General features: G+C 60.7%; 15 protein-coding genes. 10 read left to right on the top strand and 5 right to left on the bottom strand.

The window, feature by feature from the left end; all coding sequences use genetic code 11:
* From ACXRVY_RS06595 to ACXRVY_RS06570, 6 genes are all read left to right on the top strand, one after another.
* Positions 1–878, top strand: an 878-nt coding sequence (locus tag ACXRVY_RS06595) for an ABC transporter substrate-binding protein (protein WP_458237140.1), incomplete at its 5' end; no start/stop codon positions are given.
* A gap of 172 nt (positions 879–1050) precedes the next feature.
* Positions 1051–1959 carry a carbohydrate ABC transporter permease gene (locus ACXRVY_RS06590; RefSeq protein WP_008032969.1) on the top strand — a complete coding sequence of 303 codons (909 nt, stop codon included), beginning with the start codon at positions 1051–1053 and terminating at the stop codon, positions 1957–1959.
* Complete coding sequence (locus ACXRVY_RS06585) at positions 1952–2797, top strand: carbohydrate ABC transporter permease (RefSeq protein ID WP_458237139.1); 846 nt, start codon at positions 1952–1954, stop codon at positions 2795–2797. The genes ACXRVY_RS06590 and ACXRVY_RS06585 overlap by 8 nt, the downstream gene beginning before the upstream one ends.
* 3 nt (positions 2798–2800) lie before the next feature.
* Positions 2801–3961: an ABC transporter ATP-binding protein gene (locus tag ACXRVY_RS06580; protein ID WP_223459438.1), complete on the top strand. Its 1161-nt coding sequence runs from the start codon at positions 2801–2803 to the stop codon at positions 3959–3961.
* A gap of 204 nt (positions 3962–4165) precedes the next feature.
* On the top strand, positions 4166–5512 hold the full coding sequence (locus ACXRVY_RS06575) for a carbohydrate porin (RefSeq protein WP_457266088.1): 1347 nt from the start codon (positions 4166–4168) through the stop codon (positions 5510–5512).
* A 114-nt stretch (positions 5513–5626) separates the two neighbouring features.
* On the top strand, positions 5627–6481 hold the full coding sequence (locus ACXRVY_RS06570; protein WP_223459434.1) for a D-hexose-6-phosphate mutarotase: 855 nt from the start codon (positions 5627–5629) through the stop codon (positions 6479–6481).
* Between the two features lie 125 nt (positions 6482–6606).
* Here ACXRVY_RS06570 and ACXRVY_RS06565 read toward each other — a convergent pair whose 3' ends face one another.
* Complete coding sequence (locus ACXRVY_RS06565; RefSeq protein WP_170948639.1) at positions 6607–7467, bottom strand: MurR/RpiR family transcriptional regulator; 861 nt, start codon at positions 7465–7467, stop codon at positions 6607–6609.
* A gap of 226 nt (positions 7468–7693) precedes the next feature.
* Between ACXRVY_RS06565 and zwf the strand changes: the two genes are divergently transcribed.
* The 3 genes from zwf to ACXRVY_RS06550 are packed head-to-tail and all read left to right on the top strand — an operon-like array spanning position 7694 to position 10546.
* On the top strand, positions 7694–9163 hold the full coding sequence (gene zwf / locus ACXRVY_RS06560; RefSeq protein ID WP_458237138.1) for a glucose-6-phosphate dehydrogenase: 1470 nt from the start codon (positions 7694–7696) through the stop codon (positions 9161–9163).
* Complete coding sequence (pgl, locus tag ACXRVY_RS06555; RefSeq protein WP_458237137.1) at positions 9150–9863, top strand: 6-phosphogluconolactonase; 714 nt, start codon at positions 9150–9152, stop codon at positions 9861–9863. The genes zwf and pgl overlap by 14 nt, the downstream gene beginning before the upstream one ends.
* A gap of 17 nt (positions 9864–9880) precedes the next feature.
* Complete coding sequence (locus tag ACXRVY_RS06550) at positions 9881–10546, top strand: bifunctional 4-hydroxy-2-oxoglutarate aldolase/2-dehydro-3-deoxy-phosphogluconate aldolase (RefSeq protein ID WP_458237136.1); 666 nt, start codon at positions 9881–9883, stop codon at positions 10544–10546.
* A 202-nt stretch (positions 10547–10748) separates the two neighbouring features.
* On the opposite strand, the gene ACXRVY_RS06545 is transcribed toward ACXRVY_RS06550, so the two are convergent.
* The 4 genes from ACXRVY_RS06545 to ACXRVY_RS06530 form a co-directional block, all read right to left on the bottom strand.
* Positions 10749–11930, bottom strand: coding sequence for an aminotransferase class V-fold PLP-dependent enzyme (locus tag ACXRVY_RS06545; protein WP_223459426.1), 1182 nt, complete (start codon positions 11928–11930; stop codon positions 10749–10751).
* 18 nt (positions 11931–11948) lie between these two features.
* The gene (locus ACXRVY_RS06540) at positions 11949–12185 is read right to left on the bottom strand and encodes a DUF3820 family protein (protein WP_003227425.1); all 237 of its coding nucleotides are present in this window, start codon (positions 12183–12185) and stop codon (positions 11949–11951) included.
* Between the two features lie 69 nt (positions 12186–12254).
* The gene (locus ACXRVY_RS06535; protein WP_218427152.1) at positions 12255–12725 is read right to left on the bottom strand and encodes a MaoC family dehydratase; all 471 of its coding nucleotides are present in this window, start codon (positions 12723–12725) and stop codon (positions 12255–12257) included.
* Between the two features lie 41 nt (positions 12726–12766).
* Complete coding sequence (locus ACXRVY_RS06530) at positions 12767–13711, bottom strand: alpha/beta hydrolase (RefSeq protein WP_223459425.1); 945 nt, start codon at positions 13709–13711, stop codon at positions 12767–12769.
* A gap of 245 nt (positions 13712–13956) precedes the next feature.
* Here ACXRVY_RS06530 and ACXRVY_RS06525 point away from each other — a divergent pair.
* Positions 13957–15354 (top strand): AMP-binding protein (locus ACXRVY_RS06525; RefSeq protein WP_458237135.1); only part of this gene is annotated, 1398 nt, incomplete at its 3' end.

Below are 15354 nucleotides of genomic sequence, written 5' to 3'. Positions count from 1 at the left end.
CCGTGCCGGTGAACATCCACCGCGTCAACTGGCTGTGGATCAACCCGCAGGTGTTCAAGAAAGCCGGGATCGAAAAAGCCCCGACGACCCTCGAAGAATTCTATGCCGCCGGCGACAAGCTCAAGGCCGCCGGCTTCATCGCACTCGCCCACGGCGGTCAGCCTTGGCAGGACAGCACCGTGTTCGAAGACATTGTGCTCTCGGTCATGGGTGCTGACGGCTACAAAAAAGCCCTGGTCGACCTGGACCAGAAAACCCTGTCCGGCCCGGAGATGACCAAGTCCTTCACCGAGCTGAAAAAGATCACCACCTACATGGACCCGAACCGCGCCGGTCGTGACTGGAACATCGCCGCCGCCGACGTCATCAACGGCAAGGCCGGCATGCAGATGATGGGCGACTGGGCGAAAAGCGAGTGGACTGCGGCGAAGAAAGTCGCGGGCAAGGACTACCAGTGCGTAGCGTTCCCGGGCACTGAAAAAGCCTTCACCTACAACATCGACTCCCTGGCGGTGTTCAAGCTCAAGGCCGATCGCAAAGGCGACATCGCTGCCCAGCAAGACCTGGCCAAGGTCGCTTTGGGTACCGACTTCCAGAAAGTCTTCAGCATGAACAAGGGTTCGATCCCGGTGCGTAACGACATGCTGAACGAAATGGACAAGCTCGGCTTCGACGAGTGCGCCCAGAAGTCGGCGAAGGACTTCATCGCGGACGACAAGACCGGCGGCCTGCAACCGAGCATGGCGCACAACATGGCCACCTCCCTGGCCGTGCAGGGTGCGATCTTCGATGTGGTCACCAACTTCATGAACGACAAGGATGCTGACCCGGCCAAGGCCAGCGCCCAACTGGCCTCGGCTGTCAAAGCGGCCCAGTAATTCGTGATCGACGCAGGCAGGTCCTGCGGCAAACCCCAGAGAGAGCTCCGTCCCAATGTGGGAGCGAGCTTGCTCGCGATAGCTGACTGACATTACACCGCTATCGCGAGCAAGCTCGCTCCCACAGGGTGGAACTCTGTCCGGATTTCACTTCTTCACCTGGATTATCCCGATGAGCTCTGTGGCGGTTTTCAGCAAAGCCTCACCGTTCGATGCGCTGCAACGCTGGCTACCCAAGTTGGTACTCGCGCCGAGCATGCTGATCGTGTTGGTTGGCTTCTACGGTTACATCATCTGGACGTTCATTCTGTCCTTCACCAACTCCAGCTTCATGCCGAGCTACAAGTGGGTCGGCCTGCAGCAATACATGCGCCTGATGGACAACGACCGCTGGTGGGTCGCGAGCAAGAACCTCGCGCTGTTCGGTGGCATGTTCATCGGCATCAGCCTGGTGCTGGGCGTGTTCCTCGCCGTGCTGCTGGACCAGCGCATTCGCAAGGAAGGCTTCATCCGCACCGTCTACCTGTACCCGATGGCGCTGTCGATGATCGTCACCGGTACCGCGTGGAAATGGCTGCTCAACCCGGGCCTGGGCCTGGACAAGATGCTGCGTGACTGGGGCTGGGAGGGCTTTCGTCTCGACTGGCTGGTGGATCAGGATCGCGTCGTCTACTGCCTGGTGATCGCCGCCGTGTGGCAAGCCTCCGGGTTTGTCATGGCGATGTTCCTGGCCGGCCTGCGCGGTGTCGATCAGTCGATCATCCGTGCCGCCCAGGTCGATGGTGCGAGCCTGCCGACCATCTACCTGAAAATCGTCCTGCCGAGCCTGCGCCCGGTGTTCTTCAGTGCCTTCATGATCCTGGCGCACATCGCGATCAAGAGCTTCGACCTGGTCGCGGCGATGACCGCGGGCGGTCCGGGTTACTCCTCCGACCTGCCGGCGATGTTCATGTATTCCTTCACCTTCAGCCGTGGCCAGATGGGCATCGGTTCGGCCAGCGCCATGCTGATGCTCGGCGCCGTGCTGACCATCCTCGTGCCGTACCTGTACTCCGAGCTGCGAGGCAAACGCCATGACTAATCAACTCGGCAAACCATCGCTCAGCTTCAGCCGCATCGCGATCTACGCAACGTTGTTGCTGGCCGCTGCGATCTACCTGATCCCGTTGGTGGTAATGCTGCTGACCAGTTTCAAATCCCCGGAAGACATCCGTACCGGCAACCTGTTGAGCTGGCCGACCGTGATCGACGGCATCGGCTGGATCAAGGCCTGGGACGTGGTCGGCGGCTACTTCTGGAACTCGGTGAAGATCACCGTGCCGGCAGTGCTGATCTCGACTTTCATCGGGGCCATGAACGGCTACGTGCTGTCGATGTGGCGCTTCCGTGGTTCGCAGCTGTTCTTCGGCCTGTTGCTGTTCGGCTGCTTCCTGCCGTTCCAGACCGTGCTGTTGCCAGCCTCGTTCACCCTCGGCAAGTTCGGCCTGGCCAACACCACCACCGGCCTGGTGCTGGTGCATGTGGTCTACGGCCTGGCGTTCACCACGCTGTTCTTCCGTAACTACTACGTGAGCATTCCGGATGCGCTGGTCAAGGCCGCAAGGCTCGATGGCGCGGGCTTCTTCACGATCTTCCTGAAGATCCTGCTGCCGATGTCGATCCCGATCGTGATGGTCTGTCTGATCTGGCAGTTCACCCAGATCTGGAATGACTTCCTGTTCGGCGTGGTCTTCGCCAGTGGCGATGCCCAGCCAATTACCGTGGCCCTGAACAACCTGGTCAACACCAGCACCGGGGCCAAGGAATACAACGTTGATATGGCCGCCGCGATGATCGCCGGGCTGCCGACACTGCTGGTCTACATATTCGCTGGCAAGTATTTCCTGCGTGGGCTGACGTCCGGCGCGGTCARGGGGTAGAACATGGCAACTCTCGAATTACGCAACGTCAACAAAACCTACGGGCCCGGCCTGCCGGACACCCTGAAAAACATCGAACTGAAAATCGATGACGGGGAATTCCTGATCCTGGTCGGCCCGTCGGGCTGTGGTAAATCCACGCTGATGAACTGCATCGCCGGTCTGGAAACCATCAGCGGCGGTGCGATCCTGGTGGACGACGCCGATATCAGCGGCATGAGCCCCAAGGATCGCGACATCGCCATGGTGTTCCAGTCCTACGCGCTGTACCCGACCATGAGCGTGCGCGACAACATCGCCTTCGGCCTGAAGATCCGCAAAATGCCCACTGCCGAAATCGACGAAGAAGTCGCTCGGGTTTCCAAGCTGTTGCAGATCGAACACCTGCTCAGCCGCAAGCCCGGCCAGCTTTCCGGCGGCCAGCAGCAGCGTGTGGCGATGGGCCGCGCCCTGGCGCGGCGGCCGAAGATTTATCTGTTCGACGAGCCGCTGTCCAACCTCGACGCCAAGCTGCGGGTCGAGATGCGCACCGAAATGAAACTGATGCACCAGCGCCTGAAAACCACCACGGTCTACGTGACCCACGACCAGATCGAGGCCATGACCCTGGGCGACAAGGTTGCGGTGATGAAGGACGGGATCATCCAGCAGTTCGGTACGCCGAAAGACATCTACAACAACCCGGCCAACCTGTTCGTGGCGAGCTTCATCGGTTCGCCGCCGATGAACTTCATCCCGCTGCGCCTGCAGCGCAAGGACGGTCGTCTGGTCGCGCTGCTCGACAGCGGCCAGGCTCGTTGCGAGTTGCCTTTGGGCATGCAGGACGCCGGTCTCGAAGACCGCGAAGTGATCCTCGGCATGCGCCCTGAGCAGATCATTCTGGCCAACGGCGAAGCGAACGGCTTGCCGACCATTCGTGCCGAAGTCCAGGTCACCGAACCGACCGGTCCCGACACCCTGGTCTTCGTCAACCTCAACGACACCAAGGTCTGCTGCCGCCTGGCACCGGACGTGGCGCCGGCGGTGGGCGAGACGCTGACCCTGCAATTCGATCCGGCGAAAGTGCTGTTGTTCGATGCCAAGAGTGGGGAGCGGCTGGGGGTTGCCGGTGTGCCGAAAGCCGAGGTGCACGCTGATAACGTGGCCCGATTCAAAGGCCGCTGAAGAACAAATCTGTAGGAGCGAGCCTGCTCGCGATGGACGTCAACGATGACACTGGAAACCTGATACCCCACGGTGTTCTCAGGTTTCTCGCGAGCAGGCTCGCTCCTACAGGGGGGACATGTGGCGGATGGATTGTTGTCCGTCGCAACTGATGTAACCGCGTTAAAGAAGAAAAGTTAATAACAATAAAACGAGGAAGTAGGGATGAAGATGAAGAACAAGGTCCGGTTGATCTGCCAGGTTTCAGCAGCGGCAGCACTGGTTCTGGCCGGCAATGCGATGGCCGATGAAGCGTTCAGCTCCGACTCCAAGTGGATGACGGGCGATTGGGGTGGCGAGCGTACGAAGCTGATCGAGCAAGGCATCGACATCAAGATGGATTACGTCGGTGAAGTCGGCGGCAACCTCCATGGCGGTTTCAACGATGACAAGACCGCGCGCTACGCCGACCAGTTTGGCCTGGGCGCGGCGCTGGACCTGGAGAAGTTGTTCGGCTGGGATAACACCCAGGCCAAGATCCAGCTCACCAACCGTAACGGTGAGAACATCTCCAACGACCGTATCGGCGATCCGCGTGCCGGCACCTTGAGTTCCTCGCAGGAAGTCTTCGGTCGTGGCCATATGGTCCGTCTGACCCAGTTGTGGATTCAGCATCAGTTCTTCGACAACAAACTGGACGTCAAAGCCGGTTACTTCGGTGAAGGTGAAGACTTCAACACCTTCCCGTGCGAATTCCAGAACCTGGCGTTCTGCGGATCCCAGGTGGGTAACTGGGCCACCAACGTCTGGTTCAACTGGCCGGTCAGCCAGGCGGCGATCCGCGTGAAGTACAACATCAATGACGAGCTCTACGCTCAGATTGGCGCGTACAACCAGAACCCGTCGCAACTGGAGCACGGCAACGGCTTCAAGCTCAGCGGCAGCGGTACTGCGGGCACCGTGTTGCCGGTCGAACTGGTCTGGTCGCCGAAGGTCAACAGCCTGCCGGGCGAATACCGTATCGGTTACTACAAAAGCACTGCCCCTGCCGATGACGTTCTCAAGGACGACAACGGCCAGGACGCAGCGACCACGGGCAAGCCTTTTCGCGTCCACGATAGCAAGCACGGCTACTGGTTCGTCGCGCAGCAGCAACTCACCACTCACAACGGTGACGCTTCTCGCGGTCTGAACATCGCGGCCAACGCCACCTTCCACGACAAGGACACTAACGTCGTCGACAACTACCAGTCGCTGATGTTCGTGTACAAGGGCCCGTTCGACGCGCGTCCGAAGGATGACGTGGGCATCGGTTTCGCCCGTATCCATGTCAACGATGACGTGAAGAAAAACGCCGAGCTGACCAACGCGGCCAACGGTGTGTCGGACTTCGACAATCCGCTGTTCTCGCCCATTCGTGAAACCGAATACAACTACGAGATCAACTACGGCTTCCACGTGACCAACTGGCTGACCGTACGTCCCAACCTGCAATACGTCACGCACCCCGGTGGCGTGGATGAAGTCGACAACGCGCTGGTGGCCGGCCTGAAAATTCAGTCGGTGTTCTGACGCGTCTGCGATAAGCTTCTCTCCATGTGCGCATATTTGCGGACAGCCATGGCTGTCCGCTTTTTTTTGTGGGCCGCGCACCCCGGTGACAGATGATTTTCAGGACCGTGGCACATGCTTGAGCATCCGCTACAACGCTTCTTCAAATCCTTGCGCGAGCGCTCCGTGTTTGCGTGGGAGCGCTATCAGATGCGCGATGTGCTGGTGATCGATCATCCGCTGTGTCAGGCGGTGTTCAGTCGTCAGGGCGCGCAGTTGTTGCACTTCCAGCCCAAGGGGCAAAAACCCTGGCTGTGGTGCGCGGCGAAGTGGCCGCAGGTTGGCGCCATTCGCGGTGGCGTGCCGGTGTGTTGGCCGTGGTATGGCCGGCATCCGAGCGAAAATGCCTGGCCGTCCCATGGCTGGGCGCGCTTGCTCGACTGGAAGCTGCTCGACAGCAACAGTGACGACGATGGCGTGCGATTGCACTGGCAGCTGAAGTTGTGCGACTGGCAGGTGGACTTGCACGCCCACTTGGGTGAACGCATGGAGCTGCGCCTGAGCACCGAGCATCAGGACGACATGCCGTGCCAGTTGAGCCAGGCTTTGCATGCTTACTGGCGTATTGGCGATGTCAGTGAGATAGCGCTGTCTGGGCTCGAGGGCGCGCAGGGTTATGACCAGTTGAGCCGGCAGGCCTGTCAGCAGGAAGGCGAGTTGCGCGTGGATGGCGGTTGTCAGCGAGTGTTCCAGCATGACGGTGAATTGCAGCTCAACGACCACGCCTGGCAGCGGGCGCTGTGTATCGACACGGGTGAAACGGCTGACACGGTGGTGTGGCATCCCGGCTCGCGGCCATTGCTCGGCGTGACCTGGAACGAGATATCCGAATTCGTTTGCGTAGAGGCCGCAAGCGGCGGTACCGACAGCCTGTGCCTTGCACCTGGGGAGCGGGCGCATTTGAGTTTGCAGGCGCGGGTGGGGGCTTAGTTCAAGGGAGGCTGTGTCTGGACTGCCGCCATCGCGAGCAAGCTCGCTCCCACATTTGGAACGCATTCCCCTGTGGGAGCGAGCTTGCTCGCGATGAGGCCAGGACGGTCAGTACAAATACTGGATCAATTAAACTCATCCCCCACCGGATACCGGCTCGCATTCAAACTCTCCTTGATCTTGCGCAAATGCGGCTGGAAATCCACGCCCCGGCGCAAGGTCATGCCGGTGGCGAGCACGTCCAGCACGGTCAACTGGATGATCCGCGAAGTCATCGGCATGTAGATGTCGGTGTCTTCCGGCAGCGGGATGTTCAGGCTCAGGGTGCTGGCCTTGGCCAGCGGCGAGTTTTCCGCGGTCAAGCCGAGCACCGAGGCGCCGTTTTCCCGGGCGATGCGCGCCACTTCCACCAGTTCGCGGGTGCGACCGGTGTAGGAAATGATCACGAACAACTCGCCGGTATGGGCCACCGAGGCAATCATGCGCTGCATCAGCACATCCGCGTGGGCCGTGACGGCAAGGTTGAAACGGAAGAACTTGTGCTGCGCATCCAGTGCCACCGGGGCCGAGGCGCCGAGGCCGAAGAAGTGGATCTGCCGCGCCTGGATCAGCAGGTCGACGGCGCGGCTGATCAGGTTCGGGTCCAGTGCCTGGCAGGCGCTRTCCAGCGAGGCAATGGCGCTGCCGAAGATCTTCTGGGTGTAGGCCTCCGGATTATCGTCGGCTTCCACCGCGCGGCTGACATAGGCGGCGCCACTGGCCAGGCTCTGGGCCAGTTGCAGCTTGAGCTCGGGGTAGCCGCTGACGCCGAACGAACGGCAGAAACGGTTGACCGTCGGTTCGCTGACCGAGGCGGCCTGGGCGAGGGCGGCGATGCTGAAGCGGGTGGCCTGCTGCGGGTTGAGCAGGATTACCTCGGCGACTTTGCGTTCGGCCTTGTTCAGCTCTTCAAGGCGATTCTGGATTTGCTCCAGTAAATTTCGCACGCGGTCCATATAAGTATCCTTTACGCCTGCGCCGATAGGCGCGCGGCTAATGCAAAAAGGGCCTTTGGTGAGGCCCGTCACGGTGGCCTATCCTACTGATGGCTCCGACCGACCACCACTCGGAATCTGTATTTTGCGAAAATGTTGTGGTTATTACTACATTTTCCCTTGAGTGATGCCTTAAAAAAAGGTATTTGTAGCTTAACTTGATAAAAGAACAAACATCATGCTCTCGATTACGGTTGAACCGTGCACCTTTGCCTTGTTCGGCGCCCTTGGCGATCTGGCCTTGCGCAAGCTGTTTCCCGCCCTTTATCAACTCGACGGTGCAGGCCTCTTGCACGAGGACACGCGCATCATCGCGCTGGCCCGTGAACCGGGCAGCGAGCAGGAACACCTGGCGTTCATCACCTCCGAGCTGCGCCGCTATGTCGGTGCCAAAGAGCTGGACGAAGYCGTGCTCGAGCGTTTCCTGGCGCGCCTGAGCTACCTGCACGTCGACTTCCTCAACACCGAAGATTATGTGGCCCTGGCCGAATCCGCCGGCAGTTCGCAGCGGGTCATCGCCTACTTTGCGACCCCTGCCGCCGTGTATGGCGCGATTTGCGAGAACCTGGCCAAGGTCGGTCTGGCAGAAAACACCCGCGTGGTGCTGGAAAAGCCCATCGGTTCGGACCTGGAATCCTCGCGCAAGGTCAACGACGCCGTGGCGCAGTTCTTCCCGGAGAACCGCACCTACCGCATCGACCATTATCTGGGCAAGGAAACCGTCCAGAACCTGATCGCCCTGCGTTTCGCCAACAGCCTGTTCGAAACCCAGTGGAACCAGAATTACATTTCCCATGTGGAAATCACCGTGGCCGAGCAGGTCGGCATCGAGGGCCGCTGGGGTTACTTCGACAAGGCCGGCCAGCTGCGCGACATGATCCAGAACCACCTGCTGCAACTGCTCTGCCTGATCGCCATGGACCCGCCGGCCGACCTGTCCGCCGACAGCATCCGCGACGAGAAAGTCAAAGTGCTCAAGGCCCTGGCGCCGATCAGCCCGGAAGGCCTGACCACCCAGGTGGTGCGCGGCCAGTACATCGCCGGCTACAGCGAAGGCAAAGCGGTACCGGGGTACCTGGAAGAACCCAACTCCAACACCCAGAGCAATACCGAAACCTTTGTCGCCCTGCGTGCCGACATCCGCAACTGGCGCTGGGCCGGCGTGCCGTTTTACCTGCGTACCGGCAAGCGCATGCCGCAGAAGCTGTCGCAGATCGTCATCCACTTCAAGGAACCGTCGCACTACATTTTCGCTCCCGAGCAGCGCCTGCAAATCAGCAACAAGCTGATTATCCGCCTGCAGCCGGACGAAGGCATTTCCTTGCGCGTGATGACCAAAGATCAAGGCCTGGACAAAGGCATGCAGCTGCGCAGCGGCCCATTGCAGCTGAATTTTTCCGACACCTGGAGCAGCGCACGGATTCCCGATGCCTACGAGCGGTTGTTGCTGGAAGTGATGCGCGGCAATCAGAACCTGTTTGTCCGTAAAGATGAAATCGAAGCCGCGTGGAAGTGGTGTGACCAGTTGATCGCCGGGTGGAAAAAATCCGGTGATGCGCCCAAGCCGTACGCGGCCGGGTCCTGGGGGCCGATGAGCTCGATTGCTCTGATCACGCGGGACGGGAGGTCGTGGTATGGCGATATCTGATTTGAAACTGCCGCAGGGCGTCAGCGCCCATGCGTTCAAGAGCCCGGTGCTGCTGGCCGAAAGCCTGGCGCTGAACGTGGCGAAAAAACTGAGCGACGCGATCGAAGCCCGGGGCACTGCGACCCTGGTGGTTTCCGGTGGCCGCAGTCCGGTGGCGTTTTTTCAGCACCTGGCCAAACAGGCGCTGGACTGGCCGAACGTGGTCGTCAGCCYGGCCGATGAGCGCTGGGTGCCGGTGGAGCATGCGGACAGCAACGCGGGTCTGATCAAGCGTTACCTGCTGCAAGGCCCGGCGGCCAAGGCGCAGTTCCTGAGCCTGTACAGCGCCAGTGCCAACCTTGAACAGGCGGCGGAGCAGGCTGACCGTTTGTTGTCCGAGTTGCCGGTGATCGACGTGCTGATCCTCGGCATGGGCGATGACGGCCACACCGCGTCGCTGTTCCCCAACAGCCCGAACCTTGCCGAGGCATTGCAGGCCGATGGTGTCCGTCGCTGCTGGCCGATGCTGGCGCCGACCGTGCCGCATCAGCGCCTGACCATGAGCCGGGCGCTGCTGGCCTCGGCCAGGCATAAGGTTCTATCGATTTCCGGTCAGTCCAAGCTGACCACCCTGAGTACCGCACTGGCCGGTGACGATGTCGCCGCACTGCCGATTCGCGCGTTTCTGCAACCCACGTTAGAGATTTACTGGTGCCCATGAGCCAAGGAACAGCCGCTATGACAAACCCATCCCCGACCGTTTCCATGGCGGACAAAGTTGCCCTGATCGACAGCATTTGCGCGAAAGCGCGGATCCTGCCGGTGATCACCATCGCCCGCGAGCAGGACGTTCTGCCGTTGGCCGACRCCCTCGCGGCTGGTGGCCTGACGGCTCTGGAAGTGACCCTGCGTTCGCAATTCGGCCTCAAGGCCATCCAGATCCTGCGTGAGCAGCGTCCGGAGCTGGTGACCGGTGCCGGCACCGTGCTCGATCGCCACATGCTGGCGGCGGCGGAAGCGGCGGGCTCGCAGTTCATCGTCACGCCGGGCATCACTCGTGACCTGCTGGAAGCCAGCGTCGCCAGCCCGATTCCACTGTTGCCGGGCATCAGCAATGCCTCGGGCATCATGGAAGGCTACGGTCTGGGTTACCGCCGTTTCAAGTTGTTCCCGGCGGAAGTCAGCGGCGGCGTCGCGGCCATCAAGGCTTTGGGCGGCCCGTTCGGCGAAGTGAAATTCTGCCCGACCGGCGGCGTGGGCCCGGCCAATATCAAGAGCTACATGGCGTTGAAAAACGTCATGTGCGTGGGCGGTAGCTGGATGCTCGATCCGGAGTGGATCAAGAACGGCGACTGGGCCCGCATTCAGGAATGCACCGCCGAGGCTTTGGCGCTGCTGGACTGATCGCTTCACCCTACACCTCGTTGTGTGTTCTACGGCTTTACGGTGCACTTGGTCGGTGCACCGTTTTTTTTTGCCCGCGAAAAGTTGAGGCAATTAATACCTGTAGGAGCGAGCTCGCTCGCGATGGTCGTGAACGATAACGCGGGAACCCGATAGCCAGCGGTGCCTGGAAGTTTTTCGCGAGCAGGCTCGCTCCTACAGGTCAGCACAATTGCGCCAGCGCCGTGGTCAGCCGCGTCATGTGCTCGGCGGTGGTGGTCAGCCCCGGAGTGATGCGGATGCACGGGCCGCACGCCGCGCCAGTGCGTACCACGGTGAACAGGTTGTAGTCCTTGAGCAGCCGCTCGACCATCGCCTGCTGATCGGTCTGTGCGATGAAACGCATGGACGTGATGCCGCAGTACAGTCGCGGGTCGTCCGGGGTCAGGACTTCGATGCCCGGTAGTTCGCGCACGGGGCGGACCCACAGGTTGCGCAGGTAGTTGAGCCGAGAACCCTTGGCCGCAGCACCCCCCATCGCCCAATGTTCTTCGAGCACCAGCGGCAGGGTCAGCAGCGCCGGGATGTTCGGGGTGCTGTACGAGGTACGGGCGCGAATGTCAGTGGGTGGAAAATGCATTTCGCCCATGTCCGGGTCGATATCGGCCAGGCGTTCGGGGTCGATGTAGATAAAGCCGAGCGTCAGCGGTGCGCCGATCCACTTGTGCAGGTTGTAGCCGGCGAAGGCGATACCGAACTCGGCCAGGTCGAATTCGAGCTGGCCGAGGGCATGGGCACCGTCGAGGATGACGTCGATGCCGTGTTCCTTTGCCGCGACTGCAATCGCCTGCACCGGCATCACCAGGCCCGTGCGATGGGTGACGTGGGTCAGGGCCATCAGCTTCAGCCGTGGGTGTCGTGCGAAGGTTTCGCGGTAGGTATTGAGCAGGCTGTCGAAGGTTGCCGGGTGTGCGTGTTCGATCTCGATCACTTCGACACCACGATTACGCGCCAGCCAATGCATGGCGCCTTTGACCGTGTCGTATTCCAGATCGCAAACCAGTACCTGATCGCCGGGTTGGAGCCGGTTGTAATTGCGGATCAGCGACTGCAAACCTTCCGACGCGTTGCGGGTCAGGGCGATGCTGTCGGCGGGTACGCCGATCAACCTGGCCAGTTGCGCGCGGATCTTCAGGCTGTCGCCCTGTTCGAAGCGCTGGCGCACATAGACCGAATTGCTGCGGTTGATCAGCTCGATGTTGCGCTGGTATTCCTCGACCACCGTGCGCGACATGCGCCCGAAGTAACCGTTCTCCAGGTTGAGCGGACCGGGTTCGACATCGTAGCGGTCGGCAAAGGTTTGCCAGAAGGCTTCATCACGGGCGCGGCGGGTGTTGTCGGGCATGGGGCACTCGGTAGGTGTTCAGTGGCGCGGAGCCGGTTTGCCGTGTTTGGCGCGCAGCGGTTCGAGCAAGTCCGACAAACCGTTGTGGTCGATTTCCTGCATCAGGGCCAGCAGGCCACCCAACTCGCCGTGAGGGAAGCCCTCCCGGGCGAACCAGTTCAGGTAAGGGCCGGGCAAGTCGGCAATGATTCGACCCTTGTACTTGCCGAAGGGCATTTCGCGGGTGATCAGCAGTTCGAGCTTTTCAGGATTCATCGATCGATCGTCTTGATTCAGTCAGTCTGGAAAATACAGGCATTCCGACAAGCCCCTCGCCACAGAGGGTTAGCCGATGCTGATCGCCGGCAGCGTGGTCAAGGTCACGCTCTGTTGCTTGCGTGGCGCGAGGATTTCCGCCTCGCCATCCACCACCAGTTCATCGCGCTGGTTGAACACGCGGGTGGCAATGCGTACGCGAAATTTCGGCAGTTTTTCGAGGATTTCCAGGCGCACGGTCAGGGTGTCGCCGATCTTCACCGGTTTCTGAAAGCTCATTTGCTGGCCGAGGTAGATAGTCCCCGGTCCAGGCAGTTCGCAGGCGACCGCTGCGCTGATCAACGCACCGCTGAACATGCCGTGGGCGATGCGCTCCTTGAACATGGTGCTGGCGGCGTAGTCGGCATCCAGGTGCACCGGGTTGTGATCGCCGGACATCGCGGCGAACAACTGGATGTCGCGCTCTTCGACGGTCTTGCTGTAACTGGCGGTCTGGCCGACTTCGAGGGCTTCGTAAGGGGTGTTGGTAACCTGGGTCATCTGTCTCGATTCCTGTGACGAATTAAAAAATCCACAAAAAACTATTCGGATCGGTGTGGCCGAGGAGTGCTCAAGGCCTGTGCGATCCAGTTCAGAACATCGGCGATGATTTCATCGCGGTTGCTCTCATTGAACAGTTCGTGCCGCGCCTGCGGGTAAACGGTCAATTGCAGGTGCTGGCTGCCGGCCGCCCGCAACGCGTCGGCCAGATCCTTGAGACGTTTGCCTTCGCTCACCGGATCACATTCGCCGCCAATCACCAGCAGCGGCAGGCCCGGGTCGATCTGGGCGAGATTGGACGCTTTGCTGATTTGCTGCAAGCCGCCGAGCAAATCGATCCACAGTTGATTGGTGCAGCGAAAACCGCAGAGCGGGTCGTTGACGTACAGATCGACCTGCGCCGGATCACGGCTGAGCCAGTCGAACGGCGTGCGTGCCGGTTTGAATTTGTTGTTGAAGGAGCCGAACGACAGCCATTCGATCAATGCGCTGCGTCCTTTGCGACCCTGGCGCAGGCGTTCGAGACGGGCGATTTGCCGTGCCGCGCGATAAAGCGCCACGGGCTGGAAGTTCGAGCCGCTGAGGATTGCCCCGTGCAGGCTGGCACTGTGGTGCAGCAGATAGGCCTGGGTGATGTAACTGCCCATGCTATGGCCGAGCAGCATGATAGGTACGCCAGGGTGCTGCTGGCCGATGTGCTGGTTGAGGCAGGCCAGGTCGCTGACGACCTTGCACCAGCCATCATCATCGGCGAAATGCCCGAGGGTCCCGTTTTCGGCAGTTTTGCCATGTCCACGCAGGTCCGGCGCGCACACGCCATAGCCCTGTTCACAGAGTTTTTCCGCCAGGGGGCCGTAGCGACCGCTGTGTTCGGCCATGCCGTGGGCCAGCAGAATCATTGCCTTGAGGCTGCCGTCGGGTAGCCACTGGTTGACGAAGAGGCGGCTGTGGTCGCTCGTGGTCAGCCAGAAAGTGTCATGGATCATGGCGGTTCCTTTGCATGAGGCTGCCTGGTCGCAAACAGCTCGTTGCAGTTTATAGCGCATCCTTGGCTGGGCGTCTGATCAGCCTACGCCACGGCAGAAAGATTCATACGGTCAATGACGGCTGGGGGCATATTTGCCTGCTACGTCATAACTGCTAGTGTCCGTGAAGCTCCGCTTTTTGCATTTTTTTTGAAAAATGACAGAAAAGTGGCCCCGGATAGATTCAGGTAAAGAGGACAACAACAATGCAACCTGATTTCTGGAATGACAAACGCCCGGCCGGCGTGCCCCTGGATATCGATCTGGGAACCTACAAGTCGGTGATCGAGGTGTTCGAGCGTTCCTGCAAGAAGTTTGCTGACCGCCCGGCGTTCAGCAACATGGGCGTGACCCTGACCTACGCCGAACTGGAACGCCAGAGCGCTGCCTTCGCCGGCTACCTGCAAGCCCACACCGATCTGGTGCCGGGTGACCGCATCGCGGTGCAGATGCCCAACGTCCTGCATTACCCGATTGCCGTGTTCGGTGCCTTGCGCGCCGGGTTGATCGTGGTCAACACCAACCCGCTGTACACCGCGCGGGAAATGCGTCACCAGTTCAAGGATTCCGGCGCCCGGGCGCTGGTGTACCTGAACATGTTCGGCCAGAAAGTCCAGGAAGTGCTCCCCGACACCGATATCCAGTACCTGATCGAAGCGAAGATGGGCGACCTGATGCCCACCGCCAAGGGGTGGCTGGTCAACACCATGGTCAGCAAGGTCAAGAAAATGGTCCCGGACTATTCCTTGCCCCAGGCCATTTCTTTCAAGAGTGCGTTGCACATGGGCCGTGGCCTGGGTATCAAGCCGCTGAGCGTCGGCCTTGACGACATCGCCGTGCTGCAATACACCGGTGGCACCACCGGCCTGGCCAAGGGCGCGATGCTGACCCACGGTAACCTGGTGGCGAACATGCAACAGGCACGGGCCTGCCTCAGCCAGTCGGCCAGCGACGGTCAGCCGCTGCTGCGCGAAGGCCAGGAGGTGATGATCGCRCCGCTGCCGCTGTACCACATCTATGCCTTCACAGCGAACTGCATGTGCATGATGGTGACGGGCAACCACAACGTGCTGATCACCAATCCGCGTGACATCGCCGGCTTCATCAAGGAGCTGAAGAACTGGCGGTTCTCGGCGTTGCTGGGGCTCAACACGTTGTTCGTCGCGCTGATGGACCACCCGGACTTCAAGACCCTGGACTTCTCCAGCCTCAAGCTCACCAACTCCGGCGGTACTGCGCTGGTCAAGGCCACTGCCGAGCGTTGGGAGCAACTGACGGGATGCCGCATTACCGAAGGTTACGGCCTGACCGAAACTTCGCCGGTGGCCTGCACCAACCCCTACGGCGATCAATCGCGGATCGGCAYGGTCGGCATGCCGGTGCCGGGCACCACGCTGAAAGTCATCAGTGATGACGGCGTCGAGCAACCTTTGGGCGAACGCGGCGAGTTGTGCATCAAAGGCCCGCAGATCATGAAGGGCTACTGGCAGAAACCCGATGCCACGGCCGAAGTGCTGGATGCCGAGGGCTGGTTCAAGTCCGGTGACATTGCGGTGATCGATCCGGACGGTTTCGTGCGCATCGTCGATCGCAAGAAGGACATG

It is taken from the genome of Pseudomonas sp. P5_A2_2 (genome assembly GCF_054177685.1).
The sequence above is the reverse complement of the archived record's forward strand: the minus strand, read 5'-3'. Positions and strand labels throughout refer to the sequence as shown.